The sequence below is a fragment of the Bacillus cereus group sp. BfR-BA-01310 genome, from assembly GCF_022664325.1.
Classification (GTDB): domain Bacteria; phylum Bacillota; class Bacilli; order Bacillales; family Bacillaceae_G; genus Bacillus_A; species Bacillus_A paramycoides.
Genome location: NZ_JAKUHD010000007.1, coordinates 195,447 through 210,811 on the forward strand (window position 1 = coordinate 195,447; position 15,365 = coordinate 210,811).

Sequence of the window (15,365 nt, forward strand, 5' to 3'; positions counted from 1 at the left end):
TCTTTACTCTTGGTATTTATATATCTTTAAATTTAATAGGTTACTTTTTAGTTATAGTAGTGTAATAGAAGATTTAAATACTTATGCTACGCTGCGATATTCTTCTTTTTCTTTTTTCTCATTTGGTGCTTGAATTAAAATTGCGATAATAAATGACACGACACATAATACGCCAATCACCATGAAAGTTGGTTTGAATCCACCTAGAATTGCACCGATAAAGGAACCTGCAAGCGCTCCAAATCCGAATCCTTGATACACAATTCCGTAGTTTTTACTATGATTTTTCATGCCGAAGAAATCACCAACAATAGCTGGGAAAATAGTGATATTTCCACCAAAGCAAAACGCTACACTTGCTACACAGACGAAGTAGATACCATAATTTAAATCTACGAAACTTAGGACCAAGACTGAAGTCGCCATAGCAACAAAAGTACCAGTAACGATTTTTAAACGGCCGATTTTATCTGATAACGGTCCCAGAATAATACGACCTAATGTATTGAAGATTGCAACCATAGCCACCGCATTAGCTGCTGTTGTTGCACTAAGCCCTACAAGTTGAACACCGATGTCTTTTACCATGCCAATTAAGTATAAGCCACTCATACATGATGTAAATAACATAATAAATAATAAGTATACTTCTTTTGTACCTAGCATTTCTTTCGTTGTATATTCCTGCGTTTTTGTTTCATGAACTGCCCGTTGATCAGCAGCTTGATGGATTAAACAAGCGCCAATCACAATCATAGCTGTAACAATTAAGCCCCAGTATATAAACGCTTGTGATACACCAACTGATTCAATCAACTGTGCGTTAATGTATTTAAAGATTAGGCTACCCGACCCATATGCAGAGACAGAAATACCAGCGATTAAACCTTTACGCTCTGGAAACCACTTTATTAAATTCGATAGTGAAGTGATATATGCTGTACCATCTGCATAACCTACGACAACTCCTGCTAGTACATAAAGCAATATTAATGAGGAAGCTTGTGAACTAAGTATTAATCCTAGTCCTAATGCTAGTCCAGCTATCATAATGAGTTTACGAAGTCCCCATTTTTCTTGCAATTTACTCGCAAACAAAGTTGAAAATGCTAAAGAAAGGCTAGTAATTGAGAAGGTTATAGCAACAGCGTTAAGACTCCAACCGTATTTACTCACTAAAGGCTGATTGAATAAACTCCATGTATATATCGTTCCAAGCCCCATTTGTACTATGACTGTGCCGAGGACAACAAGCCATGGATTAACAGATGATTTTTTCATACCATCCCTCCTCCTTTTTTTATTTCAATGCTATTCGCTAAATATGCTTTTTTTGTGTTCATTTTCGCCACCTCTTTCGATTTAACAACTTTATTGTATAGGATGTTCCTGTGTATGTAAGCACTTACAAGATAGGGCGTCAAATATATGGAATCAGTTACAGAAAACGAAGGATGAAATACAAAAAACTGCTTGTTAAATGCGTAACAACTTTTTGTATTGTTTTGCATAAGGGCGACTTACAGGTATTTTTAAAACGCCTTTCATAAAAGTTATGTGTAGAGTTACCCCATGGTTGGACTTCAGAATTTTGATTACTATGTACAAACAAAAAAACACCCTAATTAATATATAACTTACTCTCGAAGTTACACGGGGTTTAAACGAACACAAAAAACCATTACATTAAAAATGTAATGGTCACAATCCTGTAATGTTCTCTTTAGTCTCGAACTAAATTTTCATCTTTAATCAGTTCATCAAAAATATTACTTTCAAAATTCCCGCCTATATAGGCATCTGTTTAAAAACCATCTAAAACATCAGAGCAGAAATCAAATCAGTCTCAGCCTTTGTAAATGAACGTACTATTTGAAATATTGTTTTATAATCTTTCTCAATATCCACTATAGGATTTTCCGAATTTTGGATAGCTAATTCTGAAAAATTTTTCTCTGCATATAATAAACTTAAATTACATTTAACTTTTATTATTAGTTGTTCTTCTTTAAAGGTTATAAATGTATTCATCGCCGATACTAAATATTCTTCTGCAAGCTCATATTGTCCTAATGCTATACAACACATTCCTAAAGTATTTTTACACGCTGCAGTTTTAACTTCATACTCTAAACTCTTACAAAAAAATCTTGCGCTTTCAAAGCATTAGAAATCGCTAAAATCGGTTGAGATAAACAATAATGAAATAACGCCACTCGATAATTAAATTCAGCTTTCTTGATCTTCTTCTATATTATTAATTTTACTGTCTATTTCTTTTTTTAACTCTTCAGTTCTACTTACATGTTGCAGCCGTATTTCTTGAAACCGGTCATTTAATAGTCTTATAATCTGGCTTTTCATTACAATACTTGTACTCAAATCCCCCTCTCTTTGTTCTACATATTAATACAATTATTAACAGAGAATAAAGCCTATTTCCACTTTCACTTTTTTTATTTTTCTAGCAAAATATTCGGAATTACCGCGGTGGATTTTCACAATTTTCTACACATAAATAGAAAATTTACAATTTATTATCATACTGTTACTCTATTATTTTTTATTAAATAACAAATTTTTTATTGATAAACAAAACTAAATATTCACTAATATAACTATACGTGGTTTAATATATATAATAAACAAATATTTCTGTCTTTTATGAGGAGGTACTATGAAAGCAAACGTAGGGGATACTATACTTTTTCAACGAAATAACTTAAAAATTACTGGATCTGTATTAAAACTGTACACTGAATCGGTCTTAGTTGAAATTACAGATGTAAATGGTGGTACTTTTGAATTTGATCGAACTATTGTGAATCATAAAAACTATAAAATCTTAAATACAAACAAATAATGAAATACAAAATAGTCCCTCTGTTATAAAGCAGAGGGACTATTTTGTACAGAAAAAATTCCATTAGTTTATGTATCCTAATACACTAACAATCTTACTTGCTTTTAAATTATTAATGTAATAATAAATTTCTAATCCTCTTCTCTCTGCTTTTAGCACTTTACCTTTCATTTTTGATAAATGCTGCGAAACAGTCGATTGCGGAATATTTAATATCTCCGTTAATTGCGATACATTACAAGTTTTACGGGCACTTAATTCATTTACAATTTGTAAACGTATTGGATGCGCCATAATTTTCAAAATATCTACATCTTCTTCAGTAACTAAAGTTTTTTTTATCTCGCTCGTATATGTTGTCATAAGACATTCCCCTTTTATATTGATTCCTTTTTATTAAGATCCATCTCTAAAGAAAGATACACTCCTGATTATGCAACCAAAACCCTTATATAGGAATAATAGGATTTTAATTCTTTAAAAATAGAAATGCTATATTCATTTTATTTATTTGGTACATATACATATTACAATTTCAATTTGTGGTGTATGTGAAGTTGGCATAAATTTATGGTGAAGATTGTTCAAATAACTTAGAATCCAATATAGTTTAAAGGGACATTTTATATTTCTCTATAATTAATTCATAACAATATTAAGTTTTATAGAAAGGAGAATGGAAAATACCAAATTTAGTATGCTTTAAAATTGTAAATGCCCAATATTTCTTATTTGTCGAAGGTATTCAAATTCTAGTACCCATCCCTGCTACTGTTGCAGGTCTTTTAATTGGTTTAGGATTAGTTCCACTTTGTTCTTAATATCAAAAAAGACGACAATTTTCAAATGTCGTCTTTTTTGTATAAACTTTAAAGTGAATTATCATATTACCTTATGCACCAAAGCCCCTATCATTATCTCAATTCAAATCCAGTAAAAGCTTACACTGTTTTCCATAATGATAAAGCATAAATCCAGTTTGGATCCCCATTTCCCTGATAATTCTGAACCGCTTCATACATTTTACCTTCCAACTCTATCGCCCTTTTTATATGCCTTCTTTGCATCCCAAGTTTCATATGAAACGCTTTCATCTTTCGTAGTAACTGTGAATATATCACTCTGAGCTGATTCGTTTCCAGCTACATCAACAGCTTTAACCGCATATTTATATGTAGTATTAGCAAGCAAATTTTTGTCCATATGAGAAGTAGAATTAGATGTTCCAACTTTCTTTATTACACCAGAAATTTCTCTGTAAATATTATAATGGTCTACACCGACATTATCGTCAGATGGACTCCACATTAGATCAACACTTGATGCGGTCGTTCCCATGCTGTGTAACCCTTTTGGCTGTGTAGGTGCTTCTGTATCAGGAGTCACTACTGCTGTTTTCACTTTAACTGCTGTGCTTTCTTTTGATACATTTCCAGCTGCGTCAATCGCTTTTACAGTATAAGAGTATTCAGTACTTGGTTGTAATTGTTTATCAATAAAATGAGTGCCTGGTACTGTATCAATAATCTCTCCATTACGTAGAACTTGATAACCTTTTACCCCTACATTATCCGTAGAAGCGCTCCATGTTAGTTCTACACTATTTACTGTAACTTTTGTTGCCTGAAGCCCATTTGGATTACTTGGTGCTTCTGTGTCTGGTTTTAAATTATTAACTAGATTTACATCGATTACGTTATAGAATGCATTTGCTGTATCAGCTACATCCCATACCGCTAAAATCACATGGTATCCACTGCGATCAGTAGGCACGTTGATTTTGTGAGTTAAATTGTTTGAAGCTGCAGAACCATCATGTTGCACAGTTCCAATTAGCTCAAAGTCAGCTCTTGTTAGCGGTTTATTTGGATTCCAATTCTTTTTCGTAATGTAGTAATGCCATTGGCTAGTTAAGTGGGGAGCTGTATATTTCCATGTAAACGTATTCTCTCCACCAGTTATCGTATTTTTAAACCAACGATTTGCTGTTTGTTGATCCAAAATACCATCAAATTTACCACCTGCCGAAGCAATTTGCCCATCAACTGGACCACCTTGTGGAAATCCTTTTGGAGCTTCTAAACTTTGTGATTCATACATAACACTTCCGCAGTTCACGTTTAGTGCACCGTAAGTTTGGCTACATAAAGCAGAACGACTTCCAGGTTTTTCAACGAAACCGTGCGCATATGCATTTTGGGGAATAAGAGTCGTACCGATGATTCCAGCCGTCAATGCAACGGCTCCTAGACTTTTCTTATTCATTTTCATGCTTTGTAGGTGTTTTAAAATTCGATTTTTCATGTTCATATCCCCTTCTTGTTATACTTCGTAGTGTGATGAGGGCTTTGATGCAAAAGAATAACAATAAGCACACTTAATAATGAACGAACGTTCTAATCATTATTATTAAATATTTCACTTTATGAATATATCATGACATATAAACTACTAAAACTTATGCAGAAGCTGTGCAGAAACGTTGAACTTAATAGTAACACTGGCCAAACATTAAATTCACCTAGATGCTTATACATACAACTTCTTCATTTTTAACACATGTTAGGCGTTTGTATATACTATTTACAAAACAGATTTTGTTAAGGAGGAATTCATATGCCTACAATGTTACAAGAAGAAGTTGAAGAAGCACGAGAAACATATGTCAGTCGTATCATATTAGTTGGTGGATCAGCATTATTTTTAGCGGGTGGTGTTATATCAGCAATTTCTGCTTTTAAAACTTATAATCGATTATCACATACGCCACCTTCTTCAGATAACTCATAGTTGTATCATTTGTTCTTTACAAGCATTTAAACGCCGTTTCCAATAAAGAAACGGCGTTTTATTTTCAACGAAAGTCATTAATCTATACAACTTTATTTAAATTCAACCGTAAACGCTTGATCATAATACACAGCATTTGGATTCACGATATATAGTTTTTTATCTCCGAATGTCGTTCTAAAGACCTCTACAGATTCTTCTTCTTTATCATCTAATACAAGATAATCAAATGGACCGCCTTTTTCTGACGCAGTTCCTTGTAAATATATTCTAAGAGGCGTTACAACGACTTTTTCCAATTTTGCATTTGTACGTATAGCGCTTAAATCTTTATTGACATTAATTTCTTTCTCACTTTGTTTTGCTGGTATACTTTGAACAGGTAAATCAAAATTCGATTTACCTTGAGGCTTTCCTTCTCTTCCACCCAATCTATCAACATTAAGAGACAGAGTAAAATTATTTGCTATATTAGACACTTGAATTCGATTTCCATCTCCCTCTCCTTCCAAACTTCTGTAAAAGATACCATAAAAAGGCTCTGATTTTTATTAAAAAAATTTAAAATACCAAATTGTTTTTTAAACTAGAAAGAGTCGATGATTCACATTAGAATTTTATATAAATAAGCCAGTGTTACTTCGAAGTGCAATCGTACTTCAAAATAACACCGGCTTGATGCTAGTTCTTTCTATAAAAATAAGGGTATCGATAGAGCTCCTACTCTATTTTCCAAACTTACTTCACCACAAACCTCGTCTGACTACACCCATCCTTCTGCTTCGTTACTTCTAATACAGCTGGCATTGCGTTTTTCAGTTCTTGAACGTGTGAAATTACGCCGATAAATCGGCCTGATTTTTGTAAATCGATTAAAGCATCCACTGCTTTCGTTAAAGACTCTTCATCTAATGAGCCGAATCCTTCATCGATGAACATCGTTTCGATGGAAATACCACCTTCATACGCTTGAATTACGTCTGCCATTCCGAGCGCTAAGCAAAGTGATGCGTTAAATTTCTCTCCGCCAGATAATGTTTTTACATCACGTGTTTGGCCAGTGTATGCATCGTATACATCTAAGCCTAATCCACTTTGACGATTTCTCTTTTCAACTCGTTCACTTCGTTTTAAATAGAATTGTCCATTTGATAATTTACGTAGTCGTTCGTTTGCAATTTGAACAATTTGTTCTAAATACTCAATTAAGATGTAACGTTCAAAAGATATACGACTTTCATTATCCCCTTTCATTACTTCATATAAATCAACAAGTTCTTGGAACGCTTTTTCTTCGTCATAAATTTGTTCATCAATTCGTCTAATGTTTTCATGTAAATCTGAAATATATGCTACTGCATTTTGAGCGCGTTGACGTTTTTCTTTTATAATATCTAGGTTAATTTCCAATTCATTTATTTGTTCACCTAAGAAAGTAATATCCATATACTCTTTATCTTTTAATTCAATACTTAATTCTTCAATTTGTTTTACAAGTACTTCAAGAGACGAATAATAACTTTGAATTTCTTGTTGTAATATTTCCATCTCAGCGTCTTTTAATTTTGCTTCTGTATACGTTTGTTGATCTGTAAATCCGCTTTGTTCTAGCTCTTTCATAAAGCGTGTGAAAGTCTCTTTCTTCTTCTCTTTTGCACTATCAAATTGCTTAGAGGCACTATCATGTTCTGCTTGTATACGTATTTTTTCATTTTGCCAATGCTGATATGCTTCTTGAACTTTCGCCCACTCTTCTTCCATAGAACGAAGCTCTAGCGTAGCATGATCAAACTGTACTTTCCAAGCTTCTACTGTTTGTAAGTTTTCAGGAATACTTTTCTTATCATGTTCATAAGACGTACGAAGTTGTAAACATTCCATTTCTGTGCGGTGCATCATTGTTTCTGCTTCACGTTTTTGAACTTGCAATTTGTCGATTTTTTCTTCTACACTTTTTATATTCGCTGCTAATTGCTTCCGCGCTTCTTCACTTGCTTTTAACGTATTTACTTCCGCTGCTAATTGCTTTCCTTTTTGCACGAGTGCACTGTATGTTTCAACTAATTTTTCTGATTGGTATCCACGCTTCAGTACCTCTTCTATCACTTGTTCATATTGTGATCGATAGAAATTCCATTTCTCTTCTAATTGAACATGCAATTTCTCTGCGACATTTTTCTTTTCTCTTAAAACGTCTAATTCTTTTTCATCGATTGTATCACCTTGCTCTGTAGCCTTTTTCGGGTGATTTATACTACCACATACCGGACAAGACTCACCATCATGTAAGTGATGAGCTAATATACCAGCTTGTTCATTTAGCCACCGGCGTTCCATAATTTCATATGAACTAACTACCATTTGCCTGCTATTATAAGCAGTTTCTTTTTCTTGTCCATATTTTTGTTTTTCTTGCCAAACATCGTATGCTTGCTTTAATACTTTTGCATCTTCTCGCATATTCGTTAGTTCTTCTACTTTAGCTACATATTGCTCTAGCGCCGCTTCTAATTGCTGTAATTCGCCAGACATTATTTGTTTTTTATTCGTATGCTCTTCTAGTTGTTGATCTAGCTTCTGCATACCTTCTTTTAATTTTCCTATTTGGATTTCAGCATTTTGTAAATTCAACTTTTTCTCAGATAATGATGCAATAATTGATTGTAACTCTTCTAATCTTTGAACTTGCTTTTTCGCATCTTCTCGCTCAGATTCCTTATACTTTAACGCCTCATATTTCTCCTGGGCGAGTTTGAAGTTTTTCATAATTTGTTCTTTATTTGCTAGTATTTGTTTCAATATGCTTTCAGATTTTTGCTCATTTTGCATCGCTTCCTCATACCATTGCTCAAATGGTAATAATCGCTTCGCCTGCTCCGCACGTTTAAAAGACTTTTCTTTCATTTCGATTACTGTACGGTTTTCTTGTAAATTGTTATATTTCTCATTCTTTTGTTCTAAATCGTTAAATTTCTCATTAACAGATTTTGCTGCATGAAAACGTGTCTCTGCTTCTTTTAATTGCTTCGTTTGAGTATTTTGTTCTACTTGTAATTGCTCAACTTCCGCTTTATACACAGTTGTTTCTTGCTCTAATGCCTCTATTACTTGATGTGTATTAACATGCTCTTGCTCTGCTAACGTCTCTAATAATGCTCCATCACGTATTGGTAATTTAAAGACATTACGGAAATATAGCTCTCGTTCTTTTTGTTTTTCTTGTAAGACGTCTTTCCATTGTTTGCGTTTTTGATCAAGTAAGTCACGCATTAACTTATAACGATCTGTTTTAAAAATGCGACGTAAAATCTCTTCTTTGTTTTCTGTTTCAGATGTTAATAGTTTTCGGAACTCTCCTTGCGGTAACATTACTATTTGGCTAAATTGATGTTTACTTAATCCAATTAAATCTTCAACTTTTTTATTTACATCCGTTACATGGAAACGATCGACGCAAGGAACCTTTTCTTCATTAATTACTTCATATAATTCGACTGCATGTCCTGTAATTGTTTTATTTCCTTGTTTTTTATGACCCAATTGTCGTTTTATTTCATATCTTTTCCCTTTTAATTGAAAGGTTAATTCCACACTTGTATAAACATTGTCATCAGCGAATTGACTACGAAGCATGCTTGTATCACTACGCTCTTCTCCACTAGCTTCTCCATATAACACATAACAAATCGCATCAAAAATCGTTGTTTTTCCGGCTCCAGTATTACCAGAAATAGCGAAAATACGATGCTCTCCAAGGTCGTTAAAATCAATTACTTCTTTCTGTTTATATGGACCAAATGCCGTCATAATAAGCTGAATCGGTCTCATCCTCGCTCACCTTCCCGTTCTTGCACTGTTTGCAACACATCTAAAAATAGACGTTCTTTCTCTTCTGATAACTCTAGCCCTTTCATTTCTTTATAAAAAGCTTTTAAAAGAGATAAATCATCCGTTTTATGTCTTGAAACAGTTACTTCATTTTCATCTGTGAACTCTCGTCTTTGAATAGATCTTTCAACATGCATTGCATTTGGGTATACAGAACGTATTTTTTCCATCGGCTGCAAGACAGGATTTTCATCTAATAATTTCACAAATACATAATCTTCATTTACTGGATGATGCAATAAATCGTCTATTTTTGCTTCTACAGTACGCATTTTACGACGCGGTGTAAGTAAACGTTTTTCAATTGTTGCTTCACCTTTTTCATCCAGTTCCACAATATAATATCCTTTTTTATGTTTTTCTTCAGAAATAGAATATGCAAGTGGCGAACCTGAATAACGAATTGTCTCATTACGTACAAAATGCGCTTGATGTAAATGGCCAAGCGCCGTGTAATGAAACTTATCAAAATAATGGCTATTTACATATTCAGCACCACCAATTGAAAGTGGGCGTTCCGCATCACTCGTATTTTCCTCTGCCTCTCCTGAAGAAGTTACAAATGCATGACCTACAAATATGTGTCTCGCTTCTTTATCCATCGTTTCTGAAAGTTCGTTCATAAAAATACGCATCGCATCATCATGAGAACGAACATCTTCATTTTTCAATACATGTCTAACAATACTTGGATCTGCATACGGAACGAGATGGAAATGAACCTCGCCGTATTTATCATTTAAAACAACTGGATTATATGGAAATTGAAATTGTCCAACAATATGTAATCCTTGTTTTTTCATTAAATTACTACCAAAATGTATGCGGTCCGGACTATCATGGTTACCTGCCACTGCGATTACTGGTGTTTGTAAATCAATAACTATCTTCTGTAATACATCATTTAATAAGTCTACTGCTTCTGTAGGTGGAATTGCTCGGTCATATAAATCTCCTGCAATAATTACAGCATCCGGTTTTTCTTCTTCAACAGCTTGTACAAACTGATCTAACACAATTTTTTGATCTTCAGTCATATACACACCATGAACAAGCTTTCCTAAATGCCAATCCGCTGTATGAAAAAACTTCATATTTCCCTTCTCCTTTTAATTTACTGATTGTAGTGAAACAAGCTGATAGTTTAGTGTAGTTTTTCCGTTCTCCCACTCTAACTTTTGAACAATTGCACTACCTATTCTTTCCTGATTTGATTTATATAAAGGTAATATTTCTTGAACTGTAAATAGATGATAACCATCTAATATTAATTGAAATAGATTTTCTTCTATATGTAATCTGATTTCTTTTTCATTCGAAATAATTTTCGTGTGCATCTCAAATTTCATTCTAGATACAACCCCTTTTTTCTAATCTCTACATTTTAATAGTATAGTGGCTATGCAAGATTGACAAGTCTATACAATGCGATGTACATACTTTTTTAATTATAAATATTTTAATTTTTTTATATAAAATACGGTATGTGAAATTTTTATACTTACAAAAATAAAAATGCTCTTTCAAGCATCCTTATTTTTGTAAGTACTCTTTCATTACATAGTACAATACAGTTATTAAAACAATCGCTACAAAAAACGCGAATACGGCCACAATATACCCATCTTTATTCAGTAAAAAGCATATGGAAATAGATACTATAAAAATCGGAAATACGAGACGCACCTTATCCTTCACTTCTTCTGTCGTATCTGTATGATGAAAATACTGTGTAATTCCTACCATAAGAGAAGACAAAATAATAACCGACAACAGTAAAGGTCCTGGCATTCCGATCTCCCCTTTCTCTATTTCTAATTATATACAAACTTCCCACCCTTTAAAAGTTAGACAATTCAGCTATTTCTACTTTTTCTACATCTACTCTTCAATTGTTTGTTATGCCAGGTGCAATAACTCCATATAAGTTATACATATAATAGCGCCTTTAACACCATGTTTTCAAATAATTGCACTTACAGTAATGTTGTAATATTCCTCTTCCACTACTGAAATCCTGCAAATATAACTCGTCAAAATATGCGAGATACATATAAACACTTAGTACCAGCTTTAGACAAAATTTGTCCCGATATTTGCAAGCAACTATACTCCCACCTAAAAATTCGAAGGAGGTAAATAAGTAGGCGGGGGATAGATTGCCCGTAAAAAATCCGATTGGTGAGGGCTAATAATAAGTGTGATGGAAAAACCTCTACCGATTAAAGTTTCACTTTATAAAGGACATTTCAGTATGTATCAAGAAATAAGAATAGGAAGATATATAAGGGAGGATTTATAATGACTGAACACGTTTTATTTTCTGTTAGCGAAAACGGCGTTGCATCTATTACTTTAAACCGTCCAAAAGCACTCAATTCTTTATCCTACGACATGTTAAAACCAATTGGACAAAAACTTAAAGAATGGGAGCAAGATGAGCGTATTGCACTCATCGTTTTAAAAGGAGCTGGAACGAAAGGTTTTTGTGCAGGTGGTGATATTAAAACGCTATATGAAGCACGTTCAAATGAAGTTGCATTACAACATGCAGAGCAGTTTTTTGAAGAGGAATATGAAATTGATACATATATTTATCAATACAAAAAACCAATTATCGCTTGTTTAGACGGAATCGTTATGGGCGGTGGTGTCGGGCTGACGAATGGTGCTACATATAGAATTGTTACAGAGCGTACAAAATGGGCAATGCCAGAGATGAACATCGGCTTTTTCCCAGATGTCGGTGCTGCTTATTTCTTAAATAAAGCACCTGGATATACTGGCCGATATGTTGCTTTAACAGCATCTTTATTGAAAGGTCCTGACGTATTATTTATAAACGCTGCTGACTACTTTATGACATCAGATACATTACCAAATTTCCTTACTGAACTTGAAAGTGTAAATTGGCATAAAGAAGATGTACATACTAATTTAAAAGAAGTCATTCGTACATTTGCAACTGCTCCAAACTTAGAAAGCGAGCTTTCTCCTTCATTAGAGGTAATCAATTCACATTTTGCATTCGATACAATTGAAGAAATCATCCAATCATTAGAGAAAGATCAAAGTTCATTTGCTCTAAAAACGAAAGAAACGCTATTATCAAAATCCCCTGTTTCACTAAAAGTAACATTAAAACAATTTATTGATGGACAAGATAAGTCTGTTGAAGAATGTTTCGCAACAGATCTTATACTAGCTAAAAACTTCATGAGACATGAAGATTTCTTTGAAGGAGTACGCTCCGTTGTAGTTGATAAAGATCAAAATCCAAATTATAAATATAAACAATTAAGTGATGTTTCAGAAGAAGATGTAAATCGTTTCTTTAACTTGCTTAAAGCTTAAACAAAGAGACCTTATATGGTAGCTTATTCTCAGCTACTGTATAAGGTCTCTTCTTTTTGTTAAGTATATTTAAACAAAATTTAATTTTATTTAAATACAATGTGTGCTAAACTAACGTTAATCGAATTTTCTAAAAATAAAAAGAAAGGCGGATACTTTATGGAAAATTATTTTCTTTTTATCATTATGTCCATTTGTCTTATTATTTTACCCGGCCCTGATACAGCAATGGCTACAAAAAACACATTGGTTGCTGGAAAAATCGGCGGTGTAAAAACAGTTCTCGGTACATGTGTTGCGCTTTTAATTCATACTTTAGCAGCTGTAATTGGTCTTTCAGCACTTATAGTAAAGTCTGCTCTTTTATTTTCTATTTTTAAATATGTTGGTGCTGTATATTTAATCTATATTGGTATAAAAGCCCTTTTAGCAGTAAGAAACAAAGAAGATGCAAATAAAAATGAGATCCCTATGATTAATGGCAATGAACATACATCTTGCTTTCGCCAAGGGTTTCTTACAAATTTATTAAACCCTAAGGTCGCAGTGTTCTTTTTAACTTTTTTACCTCAGTTTTTAAACCCAAATCATAATACATTTATACAACTTCTCGTAATGGGCCTTACCTATCTCGTTTTAACAGTCATTTGGTTTGCTTTTTATATATTTTTAATTGATAAAATTAGTGCTTTTATGAAAAAACCGAAGACACAGCGTTATATTCAAGGGATTACAGGGATTGTCTTAATTGGGTTTGGTATTAAATTAGCATTTGAAAAAAGTAATTAATACACAATAAAAAAACCACTCTAAAAAGAGTGGTTTTTTATGTAACAACTTACACACTATTTATCCCGCTATTTGCGGGCAGTATGACTCCCACCTCAAAATTCGGCGAATGCGAAGGAGTTAGGTGGGAGTCGGGCTGACCATAAAAGCCCGATTGGATCAACTAATAATCAGTGGGGGACGGAGAAAATCCCCACTGATTAAAGTTGCACTTTATTAAAACCAGCGCTCAGTTACAACTTTTTTGCGTGTATAAAATTGAACGCCATCCGTACCATTTGTACCAAGATCTCCAAAGAAAGAAGCTTTGTTTCCTGCAAATGCAAAGAATGCCATTGGTGCCGGAACATTTACGTTTACACCAATCATACCAGCATCAATATTGTCACGGAATGTTTGTGCGTGCTTACCATTTGACGTATAAATAACAGCACCATTCGCAAATTTCGATTGATTTGTAAGTTTAATACCTTCTTCTAAATCTTTTACTCTCACAATACTTAATACTGGAGCAAAGATTTCATCTTGCCAAATTTTCATTTCTTGATTTACGCCATCAAAGATCGTTGCACCAACAAAGTAACCTTCTCCTACTTCTTCATTAATCTTGCGGCCATCTACTAATAAAGTTGCTCCATCTGCCACCCCGCTATTAATATAGCCTAAAACACGTTCTTTATGAGATTCACGGATTAATGGTCCAACGTAATTATCTTCGTGGAAACCATCACCCACTTTTAATTTTTTCGTCTCTGCTACTAGTACGTCAATGAATTCATCAGCGATTTCGTCTACTACTGCTACGACAGAGCATGCCATGCAGCGCTCTCCACTACTTGCAAACGCAGATCCAATTACACCTTGTACCGTTTTCTCAAGGTTACAATCTGGCATAACAACCGCATGATTTTTCGCACCTGCTAACGCTTGAACACGTTTTCCATGTTTCGTTCCTGTTTCATATACGTAACGCGCCACCGGCTCAGAACCAACGAACGAAACTGCTTGAATATCTTTATTCTCTAAAATACTATTTACAACATCTTTTCCGCCTTGTACTAAATTTAATACACCTTTTGGAAAACCAGCTTCATAGAATAACTCTACAAGTCGCTCTGCTAAAAGTGGCGTTCTTTCAGATGTTTTTAATACGAACGTATTACCGCAAGCAATTGCAAGTGGGAACATCCATAATGGAATCATCATTGGGAAGTTAAACGGTGTAATCCCAGCAACAACACCGATTGGGTAGCGCCATATCGACCCATCAATTCCGCTAGCAATATTCGGAAGAGCTTGTCCCATCATTAAATTTGGTGCCGATGTTGCTAATTCTACCGCTTCAATACCACGCTGTACTTCGCCCGTTGCATCCGTTAGCGTTTTACCGTTTTCTAGCGTAATAATTTTTGCAAGCTCATCTTTGTTTTCTTGTAAAAGCTGTAAATATTTATATAATTGTCTTGAACGATTCGGAACTGGTACTTTAGACCATTTTTCGTATGCCGCTTTTGCCGCTTCAACAGCTTTTTCTACATCTTCTTTTGGAGAAAGTGGAACGTAAGCGATGATTTTTCCAGTTGCCGGATTCGGAACTGCTTCTACTTCAGTACCAGTAGATTCTACCCATTCGCCATTAATATGATTTTTTACTCGTTTAATTTCAGTTGTAATCATTATA

General features: G+C 33.9%; 13 protein-coding genes and 1 pseudogene. 4 read left to right on the forward strand and 10 right to left on the reverse strand.

Going from position 1 to position 15,365, the window contains the following annotated elements:
• Window positions 1-81 precede the first annotated feature (81 nt).
• On the reverse strand, window positions 82-1,281 hold the full coding sequence (locus MR109_RS16630) for an L-lactate MFS transporter (protein ID WP_098306529.1): 1,200 nt from the start codon (window positions 1,279-1,281) through the stop codon (window positions 82-84).
• A 948-nt stretch (window positions 1,282-2,229) separates the two neighbouring features.
• A complete protein-coding gene (locus MR109_RS16635; RefSeq protein ID WP_242273182.1) occupies window positions 2,230-2,364 on the reverse strand; it encodes a response regulator aspartate phosphatase in 135 nt (44 codons plus the stop codon).
• A gap of 313 nt (window positions 2,365-2,677) precedes the next feature.
• On the opposite strand from MR109_RS16635, the gene MR109_RS16640 reads away from it, so the two are divergent.
• Window positions 2,678-2,863 (forward strand): YkvS family protein, encoded by a 186-nt coding sequence (locus MR109_RS16640; protein WP_002148107.1) that lies wholly within the window; start codon window positions 2,678-2,680, stop codon window positions 2,861-2,863.
• A 63-nt stretch (window positions 2,864-2,926) separates the two neighbouring features.
• Here the strand turns inward: MR109_RS16640 and MR109_RS16645 are convergent, their stop codons facing one another.
• Entirely contained in the window at window positions 2,927-3,226 is a 300-nt protein-coding gene (locus MR109_RS16645; RefSeq protein WP_002171877.1) for an ArsR/SmtB family transcription factor, read from the reverse strand.
• 578 nt (window positions 3,227-3,804) lie between these two features.
• Window positions 3,805-5,167 (reverse strand): annotated as a pseudogene (locus tag MR109_RS16650) (lytic polysaccharide monooxygenase).
• Window positions 5,168-5,479: 312 nt separating this feature from the next.
• Between MR109_RS16650 and MR109_RS16655 the strand changes: the two are divergent.
• Window positions 5,480-5,653, forward strand: coding sequence for a hypothetical protein (locus tag MR109_RS16655; protein ID WP_002171875.1), 174 nt, complete (start codon window positions 5,480-5,482; stop codon window positions 5,651-5,653).
• 92 nt (window positions 5,654-5,745) lie between these two features.
• Here MR109_RS16655 and MR109_RS16660 read toward each other — a convergent pair whose 3' ends face one another.
• The 5 genes from MR109_RS16660 to MR109_RS16680 all read right to left on the reverse strand — a co-directional run bounded on the left by MR109_RS16660 (window position 5,746) and on the right by MR109_RS16680 (window position 11,332).
• On the reverse strand, window positions 5,746-6,132 hold the full coding sequence (locus tag MR109_RS16660) for a hypothetical protein (protein WP_242273131.1): 387 nt from the start codon (window positions 6,130-6,132) through the stop codon (window positions 5,746-5,748).
• A gap of 259 nt (window positions 6,133-6,391) precedes the next feature.
• Window positions 6,392-9,481, reverse strand: coding sequence for an AAA family ATPase (locus MR109_RS16665; protein WP_242273133.1), 3,090 nt, complete (start codon window positions 9,479-9,481; stop codon window positions 6,392-6,394).
• Window positions 9,478-10,635 (reverse strand): exonuclease SbcCD subunit D, encoded by a 1,158-nt coding sequence (locus tag MR109_RS16670; RefSeq protein WP_071719896.1) that lies wholly within the window; start codon window positions 10,633-10,635, stop codon window positions 9,478-9,480. The genes MR109_RS16665 and MR109_RS16670 overlap by 4 nt, the downstream gene beginning before the upstream one ends.
• A 15-nt stretch (window positions 10,636-10,650) precedes the next feature.
• Window positions 10,651-10,890: a DUF2584 family protein gene (locus MR109_RS16675; RefSeq protein ID WP_002171871.1), complete on the reverse strand. Its 240-nt coding sequence runs from the start codon at window positions 10,888-10,890 to the stop codon at window positions 10,651-10,653.
• A gap of 184 nt (window positions 10,891-11,074) precedes the next feature.
• Window positions 11,075-11,332, reverse strand: a complete 258-nt coding sequence (locus tag MR109_RS16680) for a hypothetical protein (RefSeq protein ID WP_071719897.1) — start codon at window positions 11,330-11,332, stop codon at window positions 11,075-11,077.
• Between the two features lie 510 nt (window positions 11,333-11,842).
• Here MR109_RS16680 and MR109_RS16685 point away from each other — a divergent pair.
• Window positions 11,843-12,895, forward strand: coding sequence for an enoyl-CoA hydratase/isomerase family protein (locus MR109_RS16685; protein WP_242273136.1), 1,053 nt, complete (start codon window positions 11,843-11,845; stop codon window positions 12,893-12,895).
• A gap of 159 nt (window positions 12,896-13,054) precedes the next feature.
• Entirely contained in the window at window positions 13,055-13,684 is a 630-nt protein-coding gene (locus MR109_RS16690) for a LysE family translocator (protein ID WP_178940020.1), read from the forward strand.
• 216 nt (window positions 13,685-13,900) lie between these two features.
• Here MR109_RS16690 and MR109_RS16695 read toward each other — a convergent pair whose 3' ends face one another.
• On the reverse strand, window positions 13,901-15,361 hold the full coding sequence (locus tag MR109_RS16695; RefSeq protein ID WP_071719900.1) for a CoA-acylating methylmalonate-semialdehyde dehydrogenase: 1,461 nt from the start codon (window positions 15,359-15,361) through the stop codon (window positions 13,901-13,903).
• Window positions 15,362-15,365: the final 4 nt, after the last annotated feature.